The sequence below is a fragment of the Bacillus sp. A1 genome (assembly GCF_042296235.1).
GTDB lineage: Bacteria > Bacillota > Bacilli > Bacillales > Bacillaceae > Bacillus > Bacillus velezensis.
Window position 1 is genome coordinate 1,060,924 of record NZ_CP141181.1, and the last position, 18,686, is coordinate 1,079,609.

Below are 18,686 nucleotides of genomic sequence, written 5' to 3' on the forward strand. Positions count from 1 at the left end.
ATCAGCTTCCTTTCGTCGGCAAAAGCCGGCTAGCTTGAAGAGTTTTTCTGATTCTTACGGCTGCGAATGAGGCTGCGGCCGCTTTAAGCAGATCTCCGGGCACATAGATGAGGCTGAGCTTTACGGCAGTCAAGATATCAATGTGCATCATAAAAGCCTGAACGGGAATGCCGATGACATACAAAAACAGCACGCCGAACAAGAACTGTCTGATAAACAAATGGGGGACAGCAGCTGAGCGAAGGCCTTGGATGCTGAGGCTCAGCAGTAATGCCGCCAGCGGATATGCGATGAGATATCCGGCGCTCGGCCCGAAAAAAACCCCGAACCCGCCTCTTCCGCCTGAAAGGAGAGGCGCTCCGCATGCCACAATCAGCAAAAAAAGCAATTGGCTTAAAAATGCCGCTTTCGGTTTCAGGATGCTTCCCGATAAGAGCACACCGATCGTCTGGAGCGTAATCGGAACCGGCGTAAAGGATAAGAAAAGCGGCGGAAGCAGCCCCAAAAGTCCCATAATGGCGGTAAACACGGCAATATGCATCATTTCTGTCAATTTCATTATGTATTCCTCCAGCTTATCAAAATATGTTTATACAATAAAGCGAGTCTTTATATATGTCAACTCTATTATATTTTGAGTTAACAATAAAAAGACCGGCCCTTTATGAAAAAGGCCGGTCGGTTTATCTTTATTCTTCTGTAAGGATAACAAGTGAATCAACGGATGATGCAACGTGGGAAACGGCGCGGCTGACTTCTTGAAGGCCGCCGAGAAAGGCCTGCAAATCAACGTCGATTTTGCCTGTCTGGTCTTTGCTCGTTTTCATGCTTTGGACGATGTCATCAAACAGACGGTTGATCTGCGTCATTTTTTCTTTCGTTTCGCTTACAAGTCCGTTTACATCTTTGATATGTTTGGACACGATGTTGATTTGTGTATTGGTATTGTTCACAAGCTCTGATACGGTGGAAACGGTTTTTTTCGTATCCTCTGAAAGCTTCCTTACCTCCGTCGCGACAACGGCGAACCCTTTGCCATGCTCCCCGGCTCTGGCGGATTCTATTGAAGCGTTGAGTGACAGGAGATTCGTTTGCTCGGCGATCCCCGTCACGATGCCGAAGATTTTTTCGATCTGCTGGGCGATGTCATTCAGCTTGTCCATTTCTTCTTCAATCTGCAGAAGGCTGGCGTCGATTTTATTCATCTGCTGCTGCTGGCTTTCAAGCTCTTTTTTCCCGCCGATTGATTTTTCTTCGACATGTACGGAAGTGACGGTGCCGGCTTTTGACGCCTCGGAAATGCCCTCGGATTTATCGACCAGCTCCTGCACGGCTCTGCTCGTTTCTGAAAACAAATCAGCGAGTGATCCGGATGTTTCCTGGATTTTCTGATGAAGGCGGGCTTTCTTTTCCTCTTGTTCGTCACGCTGGCAGTTATATTCAGTCTGGAATGCTTCAAGGACGAGCTGCTGTTCAAGATTCAATATTTTCGTCGTCGCTTTGATCGCTTTTAAAAGCTCATGCAAATCCGGAATGGTTGCTTCATATATGTTCATCATCGACAGAAGCAGATCCTGAAACGCTCCCATATACCATTTCGGTTCAAGGCCGATCCGCAAGTGGATGGAAGCGATGCGCTGTCTTTTTTCAATGAATTCATCATCAATTGTGCCGGCGAACATCTCATGGATATGACGCCGTAATGTTTTTTTCAGGCGCTCGACCGTGCTGTGGTCGTTAATGATCGTCATTAATGATTTTTCGTGATCCAGGTTTCGGTAAAAGGAATCGACGATTGTTGAGATATGTTCTTTAATTAACGGCTGCAGCTCTTCAAGCACATGAAGTTCTTCGTTTCCGAGCCTGACCATTTTCAGCTGTTTTTGGACATCTGCATATTGATTTGAAAGCGCGATGCGTTTTTTTCCATCGGCTTCTGAAAAATAAGCTGTTTCTTTTTTGCGGTCTTTTTTAAATAACAATATAAGTTCCCCCAGATATTCTCTTTTTCTTTTTATCGGTTTGGAAGGAACTTGAATGAAGGAATCTGATAAAAATATTTTAATGCGGAAAAAAATAAAACCATTCGTACAGAATGGTTTAGTCAATCTTGGGTGAGACGTTTCAGCGGCTTGATGGCGGGACCTTCGGCAACCCCGCCGTCGGGTGTGAACCGGGACCCGTGACATGGACAGTCCCACGTCCGTTCGCCGTCATTCCATTCAACCTCACAGCCCAAATGGGTGCATGTCGTATCGACAAGATGCAGACAGCCTTTTTCATCTTTATAGGCGCCGGCCCGTTTGCCGTTTACCGTTACGATTTTTCCCTCCCCGGGCCGAAGAGTCTCAGGTGAAGCGTCCGGCCTCTCAAGTTTGCCCGAGATAAGGTGTTTGGCCACGTCGGCATTATAAGAAATCAGTTTTTTCAGTCCCGGATCTGCGTGGAAGCGTGACGGAATAAACAGGCCGGAAAACGGGTTCTTTTTGTTTTGAATATGATCAGCCAAAAGCTTCGCGGCGAGCGCTGAGCTTGTCATGCCCCATTTTTTAAAACCGGTCGCCGCCAAAATATGTTCTTCATCGCCCGAGATGGGACCGATGAACGGAATTTTGTCAATGGTGACAAGGTCTTGTGCAGACCAATGATATGGGATGCTTTCAACTCCGATTGTGTCTTCCGCAAATTGTTTCAGTGCTTCGTAATGCTCGGACATTTCTTTTCCTTGGCCTGTTTTGTGGCTTTCGCCGCCGACAAGAACCAGTTTTTCACCGTTCAAATCGGTGTATCGCAGTGATCTGGACGGCTTGTCTATGCTGAGATACATCCCGTCCGGATACGCTTGTTTCGGTTTTACCGCGAGTACGTAGGATCTGCTGGCATACATTCTGGCGGCGTAAAGCCCGCCTCCGTCATAAAAAGGAAAGTGGGAAGAGCAGACAATGTAGCTGCACTTGATGCCGTGTCTGTTTTTCGTGACCACTTCCGGCTGCGGTTCTTTTTTTATGTCGATCGCAGCCGTCTGTTCAAAAATCCGCGCCCCGTTTTTAACGATCTCTTTGACGAGCGCCGCGCCATATAAAAGCGGATGGAATTGCGCCTGATTCTTCATGGCGAGGCCGAGCCTGCAATCAACGGGGACGGGAAGTTCTTTCACAAGCTCATGTTCAATACCGAGCTTGGTATAAGCTTCCTGCTCACTGCGGATTTTTTTGACGCCTGATTCTGTATTGGTGTAAAGATATGCGTCTTGTTCAATCAGTCTGCAGTCAATCGAAAGGTCCTTGATGATCTGCTTCATGTCTTCCATGGCGCGGAGGTGGGCTTCGAAATACAGCCTTGCACTGGTCAGGCCGATCTGCTGAATAAGATCGGCATAGATGAAATCATGCTGGGCGGTGATTTTTGCGGTCGTGCCCGCGGTCGTCCCGTTTAAAATCCGGTCTGCTTCAATGACAGCGACACGGAATCCTCTTTTCGTCAGTTCGTATGCCGTTGTCAGACCCGTAATTCCTCCGCCGATAACCGCAACGTCGCATTCCGTATCTTCAGTGAGGGCGGGAAAGGAAGGAATGTCAGCTGTTGCTTTCCAATAGGAAGCCGGTTCCTCGTTTGAAAAAGTAGTCAATTCAGATTTACCTCCTCTGTTGTATATTCTTAATTTTTCCAATAAGGCTCTGTTCATACATGAAATTCGTATAAGATGCTCAAATTACTCATAATATAGTAATTAATGTAAAGGAGTGATCAAAATGGCGAATCAGAAGAAGAAAACCTTGCCGCCGCAGCATCAAAACCGGCAGCCGGGCTTTGAATATGTAATGGACCCGCGCCCCGTTTTTGACAAACCGAAAGCGGCGAAAAAACTTGAAGGGAAAACGGCGATCATCACGGGCGGAGACAGCGGGATCGGCCGCGCCGTATCCGTTTTATTCGCGAAGGAAGGCGCTAATGTGGTCATCGTTTACTTTGATGAGCATCAGGATGCCGAAGAGACGAAGCAATATGTAGAAAAAGAGGGGGCGAAGTGTCTGCTGATCGCAGGGGATGTCGGCGACGAAGCCTTCTGCAACGATGTCATCCGCCAGGCCGGCCAAGCCTTTCCTTCCATTGACATCCTGGTCAACAACGCGGGTGAGCAGCACGTGCAGCCGGGGATTGAGAAAATCACGAGCCACCAGCTCATCAGAACGTTTCAGACGAATATTTTTTCAATGTTTTACTTAACGAAAGCCGCGCTCCCTCACCTGAAAAAAGGAAGTTCAATCATTAATACGGCCTCCATTACCGCCTATAAAGGCCACAAAACATTGATTGACTATTCAGCGACAAAAGGGGCGATCGTCACGTTTACAAGATCTCTTTCCCAATCTCTTGTCACTCAGGGCATCAGGGTAAACGCAGTGGCGCCGGGGCCGATCTGGACGCCGCTGATCCCGGCGAGCTTCTCGGCGAAGGAAGTGGAAGTCTTCGGCTCAGATGTGCCGATGCAGCGCCCGGGAGAGCCTGTTGAAGTGGCGCCGAGCTATTTGTACTTAGCAAGCGATGATTCTTCATATGTCACGGGACAGACGATTCATGTGAACGGCGGCACCATCGTAAACGGATAATGTAAAAAAAGCCAATCCATATGGATTGGCTTATTCACTCTGTTTGAGTGCGGCATATTCTTTTGAAAGCGTGAGGAACGCTTCTTTATTTTTATCATCAAGCGCCTTATTAATCTGCATTGTCAGCATGGCGATCCGGCGTTTATACAAGGATTCATCAAGCACCATTTGAATGTAAATATCGGCCATTGTCACATCGAATTCGTTTGCTTTTTGCGTGTTGCGGGACTTCATGAGCTCAGTGTACGACTTTTTCTCTTTCATAAAGAATCCCCCCAATGCCTTTTTTATAGTATATGGATAACGGCCGGAAAAATCAATTAATTTTTATAATCTTTAGACAACTAATACTTGGAAATATATCGACATATCCTGCAAATTGACGAAAAAACGTAAATGATCATTGTATAAATGAGATGAAACGAAAAAGAAAAATAATATTTAAATAGTAATTTAAGACTAAATTACATCTTTAAAAGGTGATTTTTAGCTATATTCGAAAAAAACCTGTCGTTTTCCAATGACAGATGATAGATTATTAGTATAAATTTTCAAGAAAAGGATTGGAGGATGCACATCATGTGCCAGAAAACACACGCACCCTTAGAAAGCTACGAAGTAAATCGTTCAACCATCGCTGTTTTGCCTGAGGAAATAGACGGTAAAATGGGGTCGAAGGTCATTGAAAAAGACTGCATTCTGTATGTCAGCATGAAGCCGATTCACATCATCGACAGAAGCTGCCGCTACTTTGGCTCCAGCTATGCCGGGAGAAAAGCGGGAACATATGAAGCGATTAAAATTTCTCACAAGCCGCCGATTATGGTGGACCCTTCAAATCACATCTTTTTATTCCCTACACTTTCTTCTGCAAGGCCTCAATGCGGCTGGATATCGCATGTGCACGTTAAAGATTTTCAACCGACGGCATTTGATGATACAGCGGTCACGTTCTCAAACGGCAAAACGATGGAACTGGAAGTATCCTATCATTCTTTTGAGAACAGAAACCTAAAATGTGCAAAAAAGATGATTCCCTTACTCCCACAAGGAATCAATCCTGTTGTTGCACAAATAACTTGGACAAAGGAGCAAAGCAGAGTAGCTGATGCTCTTTTTTTGTGTAAATGAACTTAATTAAGTTATATCAGAATAACATTAGGTTGGAAATTAAATGTGTGAGCTTGTAGAAATAGTCATCTTTACATGTTTTTATGATGCTTGCTATAATGATTTGCGAACTTGCTTGGAAAAGTATTCCTTGCAGGTTATAAAGGACGGGAGGGGGTGAGATTAGATGAGCCGATATTATATATGGACTTGCCCAAAAGGTATTGAAAGCTTGTATGAACTAATGGTCTTTTCGCCGGACAAGGAACCTTTCATGCCGCTGACTACTTTTTACTTTCATTGTTCAAGTTATGCTTCAAATACTGCCAAGACATACCTTAATAGGCTTGTAGATTATTTTAACTGGCTTGAACAGTATACAAAAACAGTGGGACGGGATTTTCCATGAAACGGACCTGAAGAAGAAGTACGGTTATGTGTTGAGTATTATTTGATGGATCGAATGGGTTGTAAGATTCTGGGGACGAGCACATTTAAATATGTCAACCCGACGCACAAAAGTCCAAAGACTGTAAGTACGTTTCTGTCAGCTATCAAACTGTTTTACACAATCATGATTCAGCAAAAAGATTATATCTATGTAAACCCGTTGATTGATATTTATTCAAAACTTGAAATTGAAAAGTCAAGATATAAAGGTGTTCGTAAGGATGCACCCAGGCTTCCACACATGGCTGGAACGGAGGAAGAGTTATCATTTAGACGCGAAACGGACTCCTATTTTAAATTCGCTAAAGGAGCATGGACTCCGGAAATTATTGATAATAAATTTCTGCCAACTCTGACATATGAAGCAGGCAAAAAACATGGATGGACATTGAGGGAAATAGTGATTGCAAGGCTTCTGTATGAAACAGGAGCTCGCATTTCTGAAATTATAGGGTTGACAATAGGTGATTATCGAAGCCGGTCAAATAGTAATGAAGCTAACACTTTTAGTAAAGGAAGCTACGGTAGAAGAGTTAAATTCATTATTTTTCAACAAGATACGGCTAGGCTTTTGATGAGGTACGTCAATAGAGAGCGTAAGAAGTATGCAGTCAACAAAGTGAAATATGAGCAGCTTTCTGATGAAGAGCCTTTATTCATTTCAGCGAAAGGAACACCTTTAACATACCAAGCTTGGTATTATCACTGGAATGGGGCAATGGAAGCTGCAGGAATTAAATTAAACCCACATAAAACACGTCATTGGTTTACAACAGCAAGAATGAGAATGATAAAAGAGTTAGCTCGAAATCCTGATGAGTATGCTCGTATGATATCGGAGTTCAGAGTCTATATGAAATGGAAGCATGAAGATACAATTAGGGCGTATGAACACCATTTTACGAATGAAACGAATCGGGTTATGCAGCTGGATCTACATGAAAAAATGAAACAAGATGAAGCGTATTATTTAAAAAACAGAAAAGAAATTCTACGTCGAAATGCAGAAAATCCACATTCATCAGACTCTGAACCTATTGTACAGGATAAAGAGATACAAGAATTTTTGGATGGATTGGATTGAGAATTATGGATACCAGCTTAAAAACACCAAGCACATCATTTTATAATGAGCTAAAGCCTTACTATGACGAACGAATTTTGCTTTTGAAAAGAGGAAATGATGGTTTTCTTTTGGATGAGATGTATGAAACAAATTTGAGAATGCTGCGTGACAATACTCGTAAATCAATATTCGCAAATCATTTATTATTGCTTGCGTTATTGTTAACGAGGAAAAATATATCTCCACCATATATTCGAAAAAATGTTTATACCATCAAAAAAAACCTAGATATTTTATTTAATTACTTCAATTTAAAAGAGGTTACCGATTTTAACATAAACGATCATCTATATCCATTTTTAAAAGGGAACATAAAGCATGAATTAAGCGATTCTCAGCTTTATCAATTTTATTGCAGTTATCATGTCGCAAATCTGGATTCTGGCCGTTGGTATGACACATTAAGTATGCGTGATAAGGAATACTTTAAGAAATATCTCTTTCCGCATTGCTCTTTTCATTACAGTGATTTTCCGTATATGAAGACAGTATATATGAAAAGCAAAATTAATCGGAAAGCTGAGACAGATGCTATTGTTAATCAATTGCCTCAAATAAGGGCTGAATCGAGCTTAAGATGGCAAAAGCTTAAACGTATGCGTGAAGCTTTTAGGAAGGCGGTTAAAAAAGCAAACGGTGAGTATCCTATAGATTTTTATTATGATGAACCTGGTCGTATCGGTGAACGTTATTTTTTCCGTTTATGGGATAGACGATCGTTTGTCTTACATCATGCAGATCAATTCAATGATCATCGTAAAAAAGCAGCAAGGCTAAGGTTAGATGTGTTTAAAAAAGAATTTGTTTTTCTTGAACTTATTAAAGTTGAGAAAAAAGGTTCGTCCGATGATCCAGTTGAGGGGTTATGGTTTAAAGAACTAATCGATAACGATCTAATCGGTACATTTAGCACAAAAGATCCAAAAGTTGCGGAGCAGAAAAACAGCATCCTGCGTTCATGGGGATACGAGCATCGTTCTAAAAGGGGAAATGCTGTTATTCCCGCATTTTATACGAGTCATTTAGGAATACTCAAACAGAATAGTTTTTTGTGTGAAAATCAAGACAAGGCAGAAGGTTTGCTTATTGATATCGAGCCGTTGTATGTAGCTGCTATTTTTGGGCTACTAGCTATTAATATTTATACGACGAATGGGGCGAGGGTAAATGAACTTGTACAAATTGAATACACTAAAGAGTGTATTCAATTAGTGCAGCATAAATCCAAATTGATTTATTCTTTTCACGTTGTACCGAAAGGGCATACCGATCGCCAAGAATACATTGTGACAGAAGATATCATGAAGCTATTTAGTGAAGTGAGAGAAATGCTTAAAGAACATTACCAAAGTGATAAAATTCCACTTGTTCCGTATAAATTATATATACGAGAGCATTTGTTTTCGGAGCCAAGGCCGTACTTGTTTCAATATAATAGAAGATTGCTTAATGGCACAGCAATCAATGCATGTATGCAACTGCTACTGCATGGAATAACTTGCAGTACAATTGAAGGTGAGAAGATAGTAGTCAAATCTCATGGGTTGCGCCACGGATTTGCTACAGAAGCTGTGAATCGATTTGCTATTCCATTACCTGTTGTGGGAAAAATCATGCATCAAAAGAATTTGAAAGTTACTGGCTATTACGCAGAACCTACAGCCAGTCAGGTTATCGGTTTAATGAATCGCTATCAAGACCTAGATGCGTCTTTTGAGAATATTGATGAGAAAAGAAAAGACTATCCTGAATTGGATCGAGAGTTAAAAAAACGAGAAGAAAAAGTCGGCATTTATAATCAGGTGTCTGGTGGAATCTGTGTGACTAATGATGCTTGTCCAAAAAACATGGCTTGTATTGGCTGTCAGGCAAAAATACCAGAACCCGATAAAAAAGAAGAGTTGCTCGACATTTTGGAGAACACTTACCGAACAGAGGAGCTTTATAACAAATGGAATTTGCAGTTTGAATTGAAAAAAATACGAAAGATGAGGGAAGATGGTCAACGGGAGCTTGAATTGATTAAAGGAATTGAAGTATACCGTAAAGAAAGCAACTTTCAATTAGAAATCGTGTTTCCGCAAAAAGAAAAAGATGAATGAACGTAGATCAAGTTGGGATCGTACCTTTCAACTAGGAAAAAAAGCGATTGATTCCTTAGTTAAAGAGGGAATGCCTGTAACCCGGCAGAGTATAAGTAAACGAACAAAGGAACTTGATCCAACAAGTAAAGGAATTCATCCAAACTCTGTGAAAACAAATACTGACCTTTATTGTTACTATCAGGAATACAGTATATCGTATAGGAAAAAGAAACGGTTAAATGACAAAAAGAATCGAATACTTGAAGTTGATGATGCCTACTTCAGGAAGATTAAATCCAGCAGAGATAAAAAAATTGCTGAAAAAAAGTTTATGAAGATGACAAAGCAAGAGGTTGTTGGAGTCTTGTTGAAAGCGCTGGACTATATTGCAGATAATGAGGATAGGTGGCATGGAGAGCATTTTAAGAAGTCTAAAAAATTTTTTTAGATGTTTTTGTAACGAGAAAATGACAAAAAACCACAAAATTATTCGCCAAAATAATCTTGTGATATAACATTTAAGTATATGTAATTTTTTATTAAAGGGAGCTGCAGTGGTGTGCACGCTCTCTTTTTCTTGTTGAAGACGCAGAAACCGTTATATAAACGGTTTACCTCTGTAGTAAGGTTATAGACGGACTTTTTGATTCATTTATAAGAATAACTGATGAAGAAGTGAAAGTCAATTGCTTTTTCAAATGAAGAAGCAAAAGATGGAAAAACGAACAGAGATCTCATAGGCTCAGGTGAGAAAAGAGAAAAGGTGTGATTTTTATAGGGATTATCTTATTTTAAGGTATTTAAAAGGTATCTTAGTTTGACGATTAAATAAATGGACGGACTAGTCATCATCATTTTTTAAGGGGGATATTAAATGTGGGTAATAGTGGTATTGATTATTTTATATATTTTAATTTTGAATTACAAGAAGACAAAGAAAACGTATACTATAGCATCAGTTCATGTTCTGTATAAGACAAAAAAGAACATGTTATCTTTGATAATTTTAAATAGTGAACGTATGAATCAAATTAAAGAGTTTTTTTGGAAAATAAAAATAAAGGAATTAGCTCAAATTGTGGATGACTTATCTGATGAATATGAACGAAAAAATAATTTCACTTCAAAATCTGTTGTTATAAGTATAGCCTTTATTTCGTCTGCTACTGCGTGTCTGTCATATATTTTAGCACGTGTAAATATTAGATTGAACTTATTCACCAGCGAGATTGAAAATAAAGTTAAAGAACTGAGACGAAGCGGAGAAGTGAGTGCCAATTCTGGGTTTTTAAACCCGGATGAAAAAACAGAAAAGTTATTAACTAAGGCAATTAAAGAAGTTGATTCTTTTGTTATGGACACGATGCTGCAACACATAGGAATAATAGGCATTTTTGTGGTTTTAATCTGTTTATATTTGTTGTACCGAAGGTTAACAGTACGATTAGTAAATAAACTTTATTTTGCGGCAAAAAGGGTATACGAAGACAGAAACAAATACGAAGATGAATTAAAAGAAGTGTTAGAGAAGGTATACAAATATCAAACAATTAATTGGGAAATGAGAATAATAGAGAATGAAGAGTGTTTTATTATTATCTATGAATCTGAAGATAGGGAAAAAGCTGAAACCATATTCTTAACCGATGAGAAGCTGATTAAAGTTGTTAAACAACATTTATTTTAACCTATGATTGGTGTTAGTTAAGTTTGGAAAATAGAATAATTAGAATTTTGATGTTAACGAATTCGAAGAATGCACATGATATTTTTCGACAAAATTCGGGAAAAGTATAAGTAACCTATGTTATTGACACTTTATAAAAAGCTAAGAAAAAGAATTGAGAATAAAGTTTTATAAGGCTACATTGCTTAAAAATCTTTAACCATATATTCTACGCTGGTAATGAATGAAGATTTTTATGAATATAAAAGCGTTCGACAAATTCTGCATAGGACTTCCTTTTTTATGAAATTTAATTTAAAATGATTCCCTAAGAATTAAAAGGATTATTACTTTAAGTGAAAAGTGTCGCGAAATGAAATTTTCTGTATATAGAAAATTTGTATACGTTAGGGTAGTTGATAATAAAATAAACTATACCTATCAGAAGGGGGAAAACCCGTGGTCATTAAGATAAAATTATATGAGATTGCCAATAAAACAACACTTTCAGAAATTCAGGATAAGTTTGAGGCTGAAAATATAATTTCTTTTACAGATCGGTATATAGGTGTTAGATATAATTACTCTAATGTGAGTTACAGTTATGTATTAAATTTTATGAGAACAACAAGATCAAGACAAGTAATTTTAAACCCTAATAAATTTTTGAAAATAATACAATATTGCTTAAGATATAATATATATATAGAAGATCTAAATTTCGTTAAAATAGTACCTGAAGATAGCTATGAGTTTGTACAGAAATATTTAGATAAAATTAACGATGGAACTGAAGAAATAAAATTGCTGTATAGAGATAAGCTCTTTTCAGAATTGGATTGGATTGTATCGGACGAAGGGATAGATATAGAAGATCTTAAAATTCAAATGGAAATAAAAGATAACCCTATTTATTCTAATGTGAATTTTTATAATAACGGGATCATAACAACTACTCAAAACTTTTCAAATGAGTTGCAGAATTTGGTAGAATTTATATTAGAGGACTGATTTATTCTGTTAGAATTATTATTAAGAATTAGGAATCAATTACTTAAATGGATTACCTTATTGAGTCCGATACTTACTATTATATTGGTGTATAATTATAAACTAAATCTCACTCATATCATCACTTTTTTTATTCCAGAAATGACTGAACATCTTGATGGTAAAGAATCACTCGAATTTACTTTGAATGTATCAATATGTACAGTTATCATCAGTTTAATCAGTGAATTATTTAGAAAAGTTTCTGATTTCTCTTCAAAAGTGTATGATAATGAGTTTGCTTCACAAGGTGAAATAAACTATAGACCAGAGAGAAATAGTCCAATAACTCTGAGAATCGACTGTGCTATTAACTATAGATGGTCTTTTTTAAAGTATCTAATCACTAAGTTGGGGGGTCTTGAAATTGTTGTGTCCTTTCCCTATTGGTTAGAGATTGATTGGGATCAGAACACTAATTACCCTAAGGGAGCAATTAAAGATTCTTTTTATGAAGAAAATAGTGAAAATGCTCAAGAGAATAGTTTTACAATTAGCTTGGACAAGTATATTCAAAAAAAGTCAGCCAAATCTAAATTTATTATCAAGGAAAGGTTTATATCTAGTGCAACAAGTAGACTTGATGGAGCTATAATTCCCTCGTTTGTCCCGAGAACAAACAATAAACTCTATTACTTCCTTATTTGTATAATAATTTTTGTTTTTTACAATTTAAAAGAAGAGGAATATGTTATCCACGCAAGGAAGCTTGATTAGCAGAAAGGATATATTATGTCTGATAAATCAACCACTTTTTCAGTATTTAGATTTTACAATTATGAAAGTATTGATAACTTCATTGAGACGCTTAGAAACAATTTAATTGTGTCTAGACAAAAGACAGTAGATAATTTGTCAGATACTTTATATGCAAGAGTAGAGCAATATTCTGATGAGTTTCCTTTATTTCAAAAAAACATTGTTGATCTAGAGGGATTCAATAATATCAATTATATTTCTTTTAACTTATTGACAGAGAGTCCGAAGAATACAAAATGTTGGGTTTCGGGTGAGATGCTGATTGATCGACAAGAGCGGATTAAACTTAATGAGTCTAAAGTATTGGTTTTTGAATATGATGGAACAGTAGATGCAATTGTTTTCTGTGGACTGCATAATGCTAAAACGCCTATGAAAAGTTTCTTTACGCCTGAGACATGGGGAATAGTTTCAGATTTAAATTTAGATATTTGCGATGACCTATTATTTTGGTTCGCTAAACAATACTTACATCCAGATAGTCGAAATCAGTCTTTATCAAAATTGGAACAAGTTTTTATTACAGATATCGAAAAGTATTCTGGTTCAGAAGGCGACGGTAAAAATACTTGTACTGGCGCAGGGAATGGTATTGATAATTTGTATACTACTACGGCATTTTTAATAAATAATGCTAAGTTAAAATCTTTAAAAGCAAAGGTACAGGTTGGAAGAGAGCATGTTTTAGTGGAACTTAAACTTACTGGAAGTTTTATGTTTTGGATAAAATCTTATAATGGTATCCTAAGAAGATTGTCTGGGGAGCATAAAACTAATGCTATAGCTATTTTTCTTTACATGAAGTTAATACCCATAATTATTGATTGTTATAAAACTGCCGTAAAAACATCTGATTGGTCGCCTGAAATAAAATCGGATTTTTTACAATATTTAAGGGATAGACTAGTTAATGAAGTTGAACAGGGGAGACCTAACTTAAATAATTGAAATAAAGGTTAGTACATAAAAAGCCCTTAATAATAAGGGCTTTTAGTTTTTTTATCTTCAATGTTTATTAAATTAAGGGAGAGTTCTTTATGAAAATCCTTGATGCACAATCGCTTATTACGTCCTCACAACAACGCTCCAAAGAATATCAACAACTTCGTGAAGAACTATCCGATTTAAAGAAATCATTAGAAGATGTGTCTAATCTGGGTGATGATTTCACTGGCCGAGGCGCAGATAACATTAAAGCTTTTTTTAACGATTTAGCATTGTACACCGAAACTTATATGAACTTCACTGAGATGCAGATCGTCTTTTTCAATAGTATTGAAGGAAAGCTGGAAGATATGGGGCTTGCTGGTGGTACATTTGTTGATGAACATTTTGTCGAAAATCAATTAGAACAGGGAATCAAAAACAGTCGTATTATTATTGACGAACAACAGCAGGATCTTTCCGGAATATTTGCTGGTATTAGCGACATTATTCATTTAACACCGTTTTCAAGTGAGCCAGTTAATGATCGACTTAATGATGCTGACAAAGTCCGAAGAGAAACAATAGACGCTGTTTATAAATTGGATCATGAACTAGTGATGGAATATGCCAAATCTGAACCTATTGAGCAGCATATCAAATCTTTCTATTCTGCATTGATGGCTGCTACAGGAAGAGGAAAATCAGCACTACCGATGTATTATGATGCGAATAAGTTTCATGAATCAGAAGTATATAAAGCACATAAACATATTGATGCAGAAGTGAAAACATATTTACGCATTAAAAAGGAAGAAGCAGAGAAACGTAGAATCAAAGAGTTAAAGGCTAAATTGGACAAGCCAGGGGATTTATCAGTAGATGATTATATCGACATTGCAACTGAAGTCGGTTATGAAAATCTGACGTCTGATCAAAAACTTTACTATGGACAACTACTTCAAGCAAAGTCACAACAGGAATTAGGAAATCAGGTCTGGAACGTTACAAAAGGAGTAGGGGTTGGGCTTTACGATGTAGGGAAGGATTTTGTCACTGGCATCTACGATTTGGTGGTCAATCCAGCAGGTACGATTGAAGCTGTTGTAACGGCCGTCATCCATCCTGTTGATACATACAATATGATTGCAAAATCCATATCCGACTCGTATGAGCGAGATATGGTAAATGGAGATTCATATTCTAGAGCACATTGGGTTTCTTATGCTGTAGGGACTGTTGTAACTTCAATATTTGGAACAAAAGGTGCTGGATCTATAACCAAAACAGGAGTAGCGACTACAAAGGCAGCAGTAAAAACTAGTGTGACCAAGGCCGGACAAACGGTTAAAGACATATCTTTAGCAGAGTGGCTTCCTTATGCCTCAAAACATCAGTTAGCAGGTGCAGGAATAGGAAAGGTCCCTTATAATGCGGTTGACGGCTTAGGTTTAAAAGACAAATTGATGATGATGGCTAAAAGTGCTAATACTGGTGTAAAAGTTACTAAAAAGCCCGCGCACAGACTTAAAAAAGCTGACTTAGCGAAAAAAGTAGACACAAAAAATATTGAAGAATTTATTAGTGGAAATAAACATTTTGATGATGTAGTAGATGACTATGCACAATTATATAAAGAAACAGTAAACTCTAATAAACCATGGTCGTGGGATGATACAATCTTAGGTGGAGAAAATTTAACAGGAAAGCAGAAGAAATTGATAAAAGAAAAAGCACTTACAAATCAGTTAATCCCAAATATAAAAGTAAAAAAAGTAGAGGGGATGCCATTTGGGTTTGCTGATTTCAAAGGTGCTGGAGTTGTAGAAAAGACAATTCCGTTGCCAAAAGAATTGTGGCATGCTTCTGATAAGGTGCAATTTGATTATTTAGATAAAGCAATTGGTGGTCACAGAGATGGCATGACTTGGCATCACACTGAATTTCCTGGGATAATGGAGTTAGTCCCGTTTGGAATTCATAATGTTACAATCCATAATGGAGGCAGAACGAAAGGGATGTGGGCGGATGCACCACGATAAAAATTTTTTTGGAGGTAACGACTTATGGATATGAAGGAAAATTCAATTATAAATCCACTTCCAACAGACGAGCTGCTGGATGAAAAAGAAAGAAAATGGAGAATAACCTTACCTCAAAGTTATAAAACCTTTATTAAACAAAATAGTGGAGGAATACCTTTAGAAAGCCAATTTTTATGTAATGGGCATAACTATGCCATTGATAGGTTTCTATGTATTTTAAAAATCACAGGTGAAAGTGAACTTGAGTGGTACGATATAGGGGCTACCATGTCACAGTTAGATGAGAGAATAATCGATGACGAGGATTTAGTTGGAGTTGAGATTTTGCCAATCGCCGTTCTCTTTGCAGGTGATTTTGTTTGTTTGGACTATAGATCAAATAGGAACGAACCTGCAGTGTGTGTATGGAGTCATGAAGAATCAGGGGAGTTTGCTCCTGTAACTTATCCGGTGGCAAATAATTTTGCTGAATTTCTTGAAATGTTAGGCGAATAAAGATTGCAATTCAGGCGGGGAGAAATCCTCGTCTTTTTTAATTAAGGTGAAATCTTTATCTGGAAGAACTGCTTTTATAGTGCAGATCAAAAAAGGAGGAAAACAGATAAAAATGCAGAATAATTCAAATGGGATAGATACAAAAAATGGTAATTGGAATTGAAAATATTTTTGAAAGGATTAATTGAAAGTTAACAGTGCAGGCTTTAATAGAGAGGAGACAATTATTTGGTTGTAATTAAATCCTATCCAATTGAAGGCGACTTTCCAGAGTTTGAGGGCTTAATTCAAATAGCAATAGAAGAAGGAAGTGGAGGAAGTAAAAATTATCTCGTACAGCAAATTATAATGGAAGCTGCTGACGATATACTCAAGATTATTCATCAGAGATGTACAACGAACATGAGATATAAAACTTACCTCTTCACTGATGAATTACACATGAGATTTTCGGGTTGTTTAAGTTATGGAGAAAAAAACGAAGGAGAAGTACTTTTCAACAATTTTGTTGGAGACCATTTAAATAAAGAATATGCGAAAAAAATCACTTGTTATAACAAAGCAGAGAAACGACAAACTGAGCTCAACTTTACTGATTGTCCATGGGACGAGGTTTACTGTTATTATGAAAAATGAATGGTTTAGGGGAACTGCTTAAATCAAAATATAAGAGTTTTTGACAATAGACATAATATCATGAACCGAGTTTAAATTAACTTGCTTTGGCTATAATTAGGCTGTTAATGATTTATTAATTTTACGGAGGTGTCTGTTTGTCAAAAGCAGTATATATCGGATCAACACCTAAAGAGGTGACTAGAGAAGCCAATGAAAATGCGTTAGAGGAAATTTCAATAAAATCAAAGGAAATTCAGAACCGCTTAATGAAGATGAAGAATAAAATGAAAAATAAAGAAATATATGATGCGGAGTCCTGATAAATCAATCGGGGCTTTTATTTGTGAACGGAAAAAGCAACTAGTTTACTTGAAATGATTTTTTTGTCTGAATTCGCTTTCTACTCAGGAAAATGATGATATAATTTTCCATGGAAGGTGATGGGGTTAAAGAGTTGAGAGGCGTAATCCTAACGATAGCGGGTATAATTACAATTTCAAGAATAGTGGAATTTTATTTTTAATAATACGAAGTTAGACCTTTTACGAAGCGAAAGCTTTGAGGTTGCTTCTAGAGTTAATTAACCTCTATCAAAAGTCAGATTGGTTATTAATATTTCCGATCTGTTTTTGTATATACTAATTTTGATGGGAGTTAGAGCAAAGTGTACAAACATGTGATGATTGAGAGATATGGAGAAAATAGTCGGATATTTGAATACGATAAATGTGAAGAAGAGGTTTTAAGCTCAGTATTAATACCGTATTTTAAAAAAGAAAGAATTCATTTTAATGGATATTTTATTGAGGTTGAAAACATAGCAAGGATACTAATAAAGGAAACACAAAAGAAGATTCAGGAAATAGTAGACTGGGAAAATGACTATAATAGACCGGAAGGACTTTTTATTTTTATGGGTAAGGACAACATCTTCTTGGGTGACAAGCACTGTAGCGATATTACTAAGGAAATGTTTTTGAAAGCAGAGAGACAATTAGAGATAAATATTGCTGAGGAACGGGTGTCTGAAAAAGACAATACTAAAGTGTTTATTGTTCATGGTCATGATGAGGCTGCTTTGAGTAAAGCTAAATCATTTATTAGAGAGTTAGAGCTGCAACCCGTTGTTTTGAGGGATACTGCGAACGAAGGCCTAACAATAATTGAAAAGATTGAAAAAAATGCCGATGTTGGATATGGGATTGTTTTATATACAGCGTGTGATGTAGGTGCAAAAAAAGGTCTAGAAGATAATCTAAACGATAGAGCTAGACAGAATGTGGTTTTTGAGCATGGGTATCTAATAGGTAGATTAGGAAGATCCCGTATTGCTGCCCTTGTTAAAGGGGAGATTGAAACACCTAATGATATTTCAGGAGTAGTATACATAGCAATGGATGAACATGATGGATGGAAGATCAGAATAATTAAAGAGTTAAAAAGCGCGGGATATAATGTGAACATTGAGACCCTATTTAATTAAGCTCATAAAGATCAGACTTTTTAGAAGCTCTCTTCGGAGAGCTTTTTTTGGTTGGGAAAGCTATATAACATGGTTGTTAGGATTTGTTTACTATATAGACGAGAACTTTTTAAGTAAGACGTTAAGTTATCCGAATTGCGGAGATCATTTATTTGATTTATCATTTGGATTTAGGTAGCTCGTCTTAGCTTAGATACGAACTCTTCCGATAATCGTCTGCGAATACCCTTTTACAAATCCCTGTATAATTATCGTTGAAAATGTTT

At 37.5% G+C, this 18,686-nt stretch carries 17 protein-coding genes and 2 pseudogenes; 14 read left to right on the top strand and 5 right to left on the bottom strand.

What is annotated here, in order from left to right; genetic code table 11:
- Position 1: 1 nt before the first annotated feature.
- The 4 genes and pseudogenes from U2H13_RS05465 to U2H13_RS05480 all read right to left on the bottom strand — a co-directional run bounded on the left by U2H13_RS05465 (position 2) and on the right by U2H13_RS05480 (position 3,628).
- Complete coding sequence (locus tag U2H13_RS05465) at positions 2-559, bottom strand: biotin transporter BioY (protein ID WP_003155185.1); 558 nt, start codon at positions 557-559, stop codon at positions 2-4.
- A gap of 130 nt (positions 560-689) precedes the next feature.
- Positions 690-1,205 carry a methyl-accepting chemotaxis protein gene (locus tag U2H13_RS05470; protein WP_369719112.1) on the bottom strand — a complete coding sequence of 172 codons (516 nt, stop codon included), beginning with the start codon at positions 1,203-1,205 and terminating at the stop codon, positions 690-692.
- A gap of 243 nt (positions 1,206-1,448) precedes the next feature.
- Positions 1,449-2,189, bottom strand: a pseudogene (locus U2H13_RS05475) (protoglobin domain-containing protein); the annotation flags it as partial.
- A complete protein-coding gene (locus U2H13_RS05480; protein WP_376700716.1) occupies positions 2,105-3,628 on the bottom strand; it encodes an FAD-dependent oxidoreductase in 1,524 nt (507 codons plus the stop codon). The pseudogene U2H13_RS05475 and the gene U2H13_RS05480, both read right to left, overlap by 85 nt.
- A gap of 124 nt (positions 3,629-3,752) precedes the next feature.
- On the opposite strand from U2H13_RS05480, the gene U2H13_RS05485 reads away from it, so the two are divergent.
- The gene (locus U2H13_RS05485) at positions 3,753-4,610 is read left to right on the top strand and encodes an SDR family oxidoreductase (protein ID WP_007610477.1); all 858 of its coding nucleotides are present in this window, start codon (positions 3,753-3,755) and stop codon (positions 4,608-4,610) included.
- Between the two features lie 30 nt (positions 4,611-4,640).
- On the opposite strand, the gene U2H13_RS05490 is transcribed toward U2H13_RS05485, so the two are convergent.
- Positions 4,641-4,874: an IDEAL domain-containing protein gene (locus U2H13_RS05490; RefSeq protein ID WP_007610478.1), complete on the bottom strand. Its 234-nt coding sequence runs from the start codon at positions 4,872-4,874 to the stop codon at positions 4,641-4,643.
- Positions 4,875-5,189: 315 nt separating this feature from the next.
- Between U2H13_RS05490 and U2H13_RS05495 the strand changes: the two are divergent.
- The 13 genes and pseudogenes from U2H13_RS05495 to U2H13_RS05555 all read left to right on the top strand — a co-directional run.
- Positions 5,190-5,633, top strand: a pseudogene (locus tag U2H13_RS05495) (competence protein ComK); the annotation flags it as partial.
- A gap of 541 nt (positions 5,634-6,174) precedes the next feature.
- Positions 6,175-7,254, top strand: a complete 1,080-nt coding sequence (locus tag U2H13_RS05500) for a site-specific integrase (protein WP_052364747.1) — start codon at positions 6,175-6,177, stop codon at positions 7,252-7,254.
- Between the two features lie 5 nt (positions 7,255-7,259).
- Entirely contained in the window at positions 7,260-9,398 is a 2,139-nt protein-coding gene (locus tag U2H13_RS05505) for a site-specific integrase (protein ID WP_045508937.1), read from the top strand.
- The gene (locus U2H13_RS05510) at positions 9,391-9,828 is read left to right on the top strand and encodes a hypothetical protein (RefSeq protein WP_069448644.1); all 438 of its coding nucleotides are present in this window, start codon (positions 9,391-9,393) and stop codon (positions 9,826-9,828) included. The genes U2H13_RS05505 and U2H13_RS05510 overlap by 8 nt, the downstream gene beginning before the upstream one ends.
- Before the next feature lie 426 nt (positions 9,829-10,254).
- On the top strand, positions 10,255-11,067 hold the full coding sequence (locus tag U2H13_RS05515) for a hypothetical protein (RefSeq protein WP_376700717.1): 813 nt from the start codon (positions 10,255-10,257) through the stop codon (positions 11,065-11,067).
- A gap of 438 nt (positions 11,068-11,505) precedes the next feature.
- Positions 11,506-12,057 (top strand): hypothetical protein, encoded by a 552-nt coding sequence (locus tag U2H13_RS05520; protein ID WP_263121875.1) that lies wholly within the window; start codon positions 11,506-11,508, stop codon positions 12,055-12,057.
- Positions 12,058-12,117: 60 nt separating this feature from the next.
- Positions 12,118-12,813, top strand: coding sequence for a hypothetical protein (locus U2H13_RS05525; protein ID WP_263121876.1), 696 nt, complete (start codon positions 12,118-12,120; stop codon positions 12,811-12,813).
- A gap of 15 nt (positions 12,814-12,828) precedes the next feature.
- Positions 12,829-13,803 carry a hypothetical protein gene (locus U2H13_RS05530; RefSeq protein ID WP_376700718.1) on the top strand — a complete coding sequence of 325 codons (975 nt, stop codon included), beginning with the start codon at positions 12,829-12,831 and terminating at the stop codon, positions 13,801-13,803.
- An 89-nt stretch (positions 13,804-13,892) separates the two neighbouring features.
- On the top strand, positions 13,893-15,821 hold the full coding sequence (locus tag U2H13_RS05535; protein WP_376700719.1) for a T7SS effector LXG polymorphic toxin: 1,929 nt from the start codon (positions 13,893-13,895) through the stop codon (positions 15,819-15,821).
- A 24-nt stretch (positions 15,822-15,845) separates the two neighbouring features.
- Complete coding sequence (locus U2H13_RS05540; protein ID WP_289414568.1) at positions 15,846-16,319, top strand: SMI1/KNR4 family protein; 474 nt, start codon at positions 15,846-15,848, stop codon at positions 16,317-16,319.
- Between the two features lie 228 nt (positions 16,320-16,547).
- Positions 16,548-16,955: a hypothetical protein gene (locus tag U2H13_RS05545; protein WP_185650147.1), complete on the top strand. Its 408-nt coding sequence runs from the start codon at positions 16,548-16,550 to the stop codon at positions 16,953-16,955.
- Positions 16,956-17,092: 137 nt separating this feature from the next.
- Complete coding sequence (locus tag U2H13_RS05550) at positions 17,093-17,257, top strand: hypothetical protein (protein WP_263121754.1); 165 nt, start codon at positions 17,093-17,095, stop codon at positions 17,255-17,257.
- Between the two features lie 344 nt (positions 17,258-17,601).
- Positions 17,602-18,420 carry a TIR domain-containing protein gene (locus tag U2H13_RS05555; protein ID WP_376700720.1) on the top strand — a complete coding sequence of 273 codons (819 nt, stop codon included), beginning with the start codon at positions 17,602-17,604 and terminating at the stop codon, positions 18,418-18,420.
- Positions 18,421-18,686: the final 266 nt, after the last annotated feature.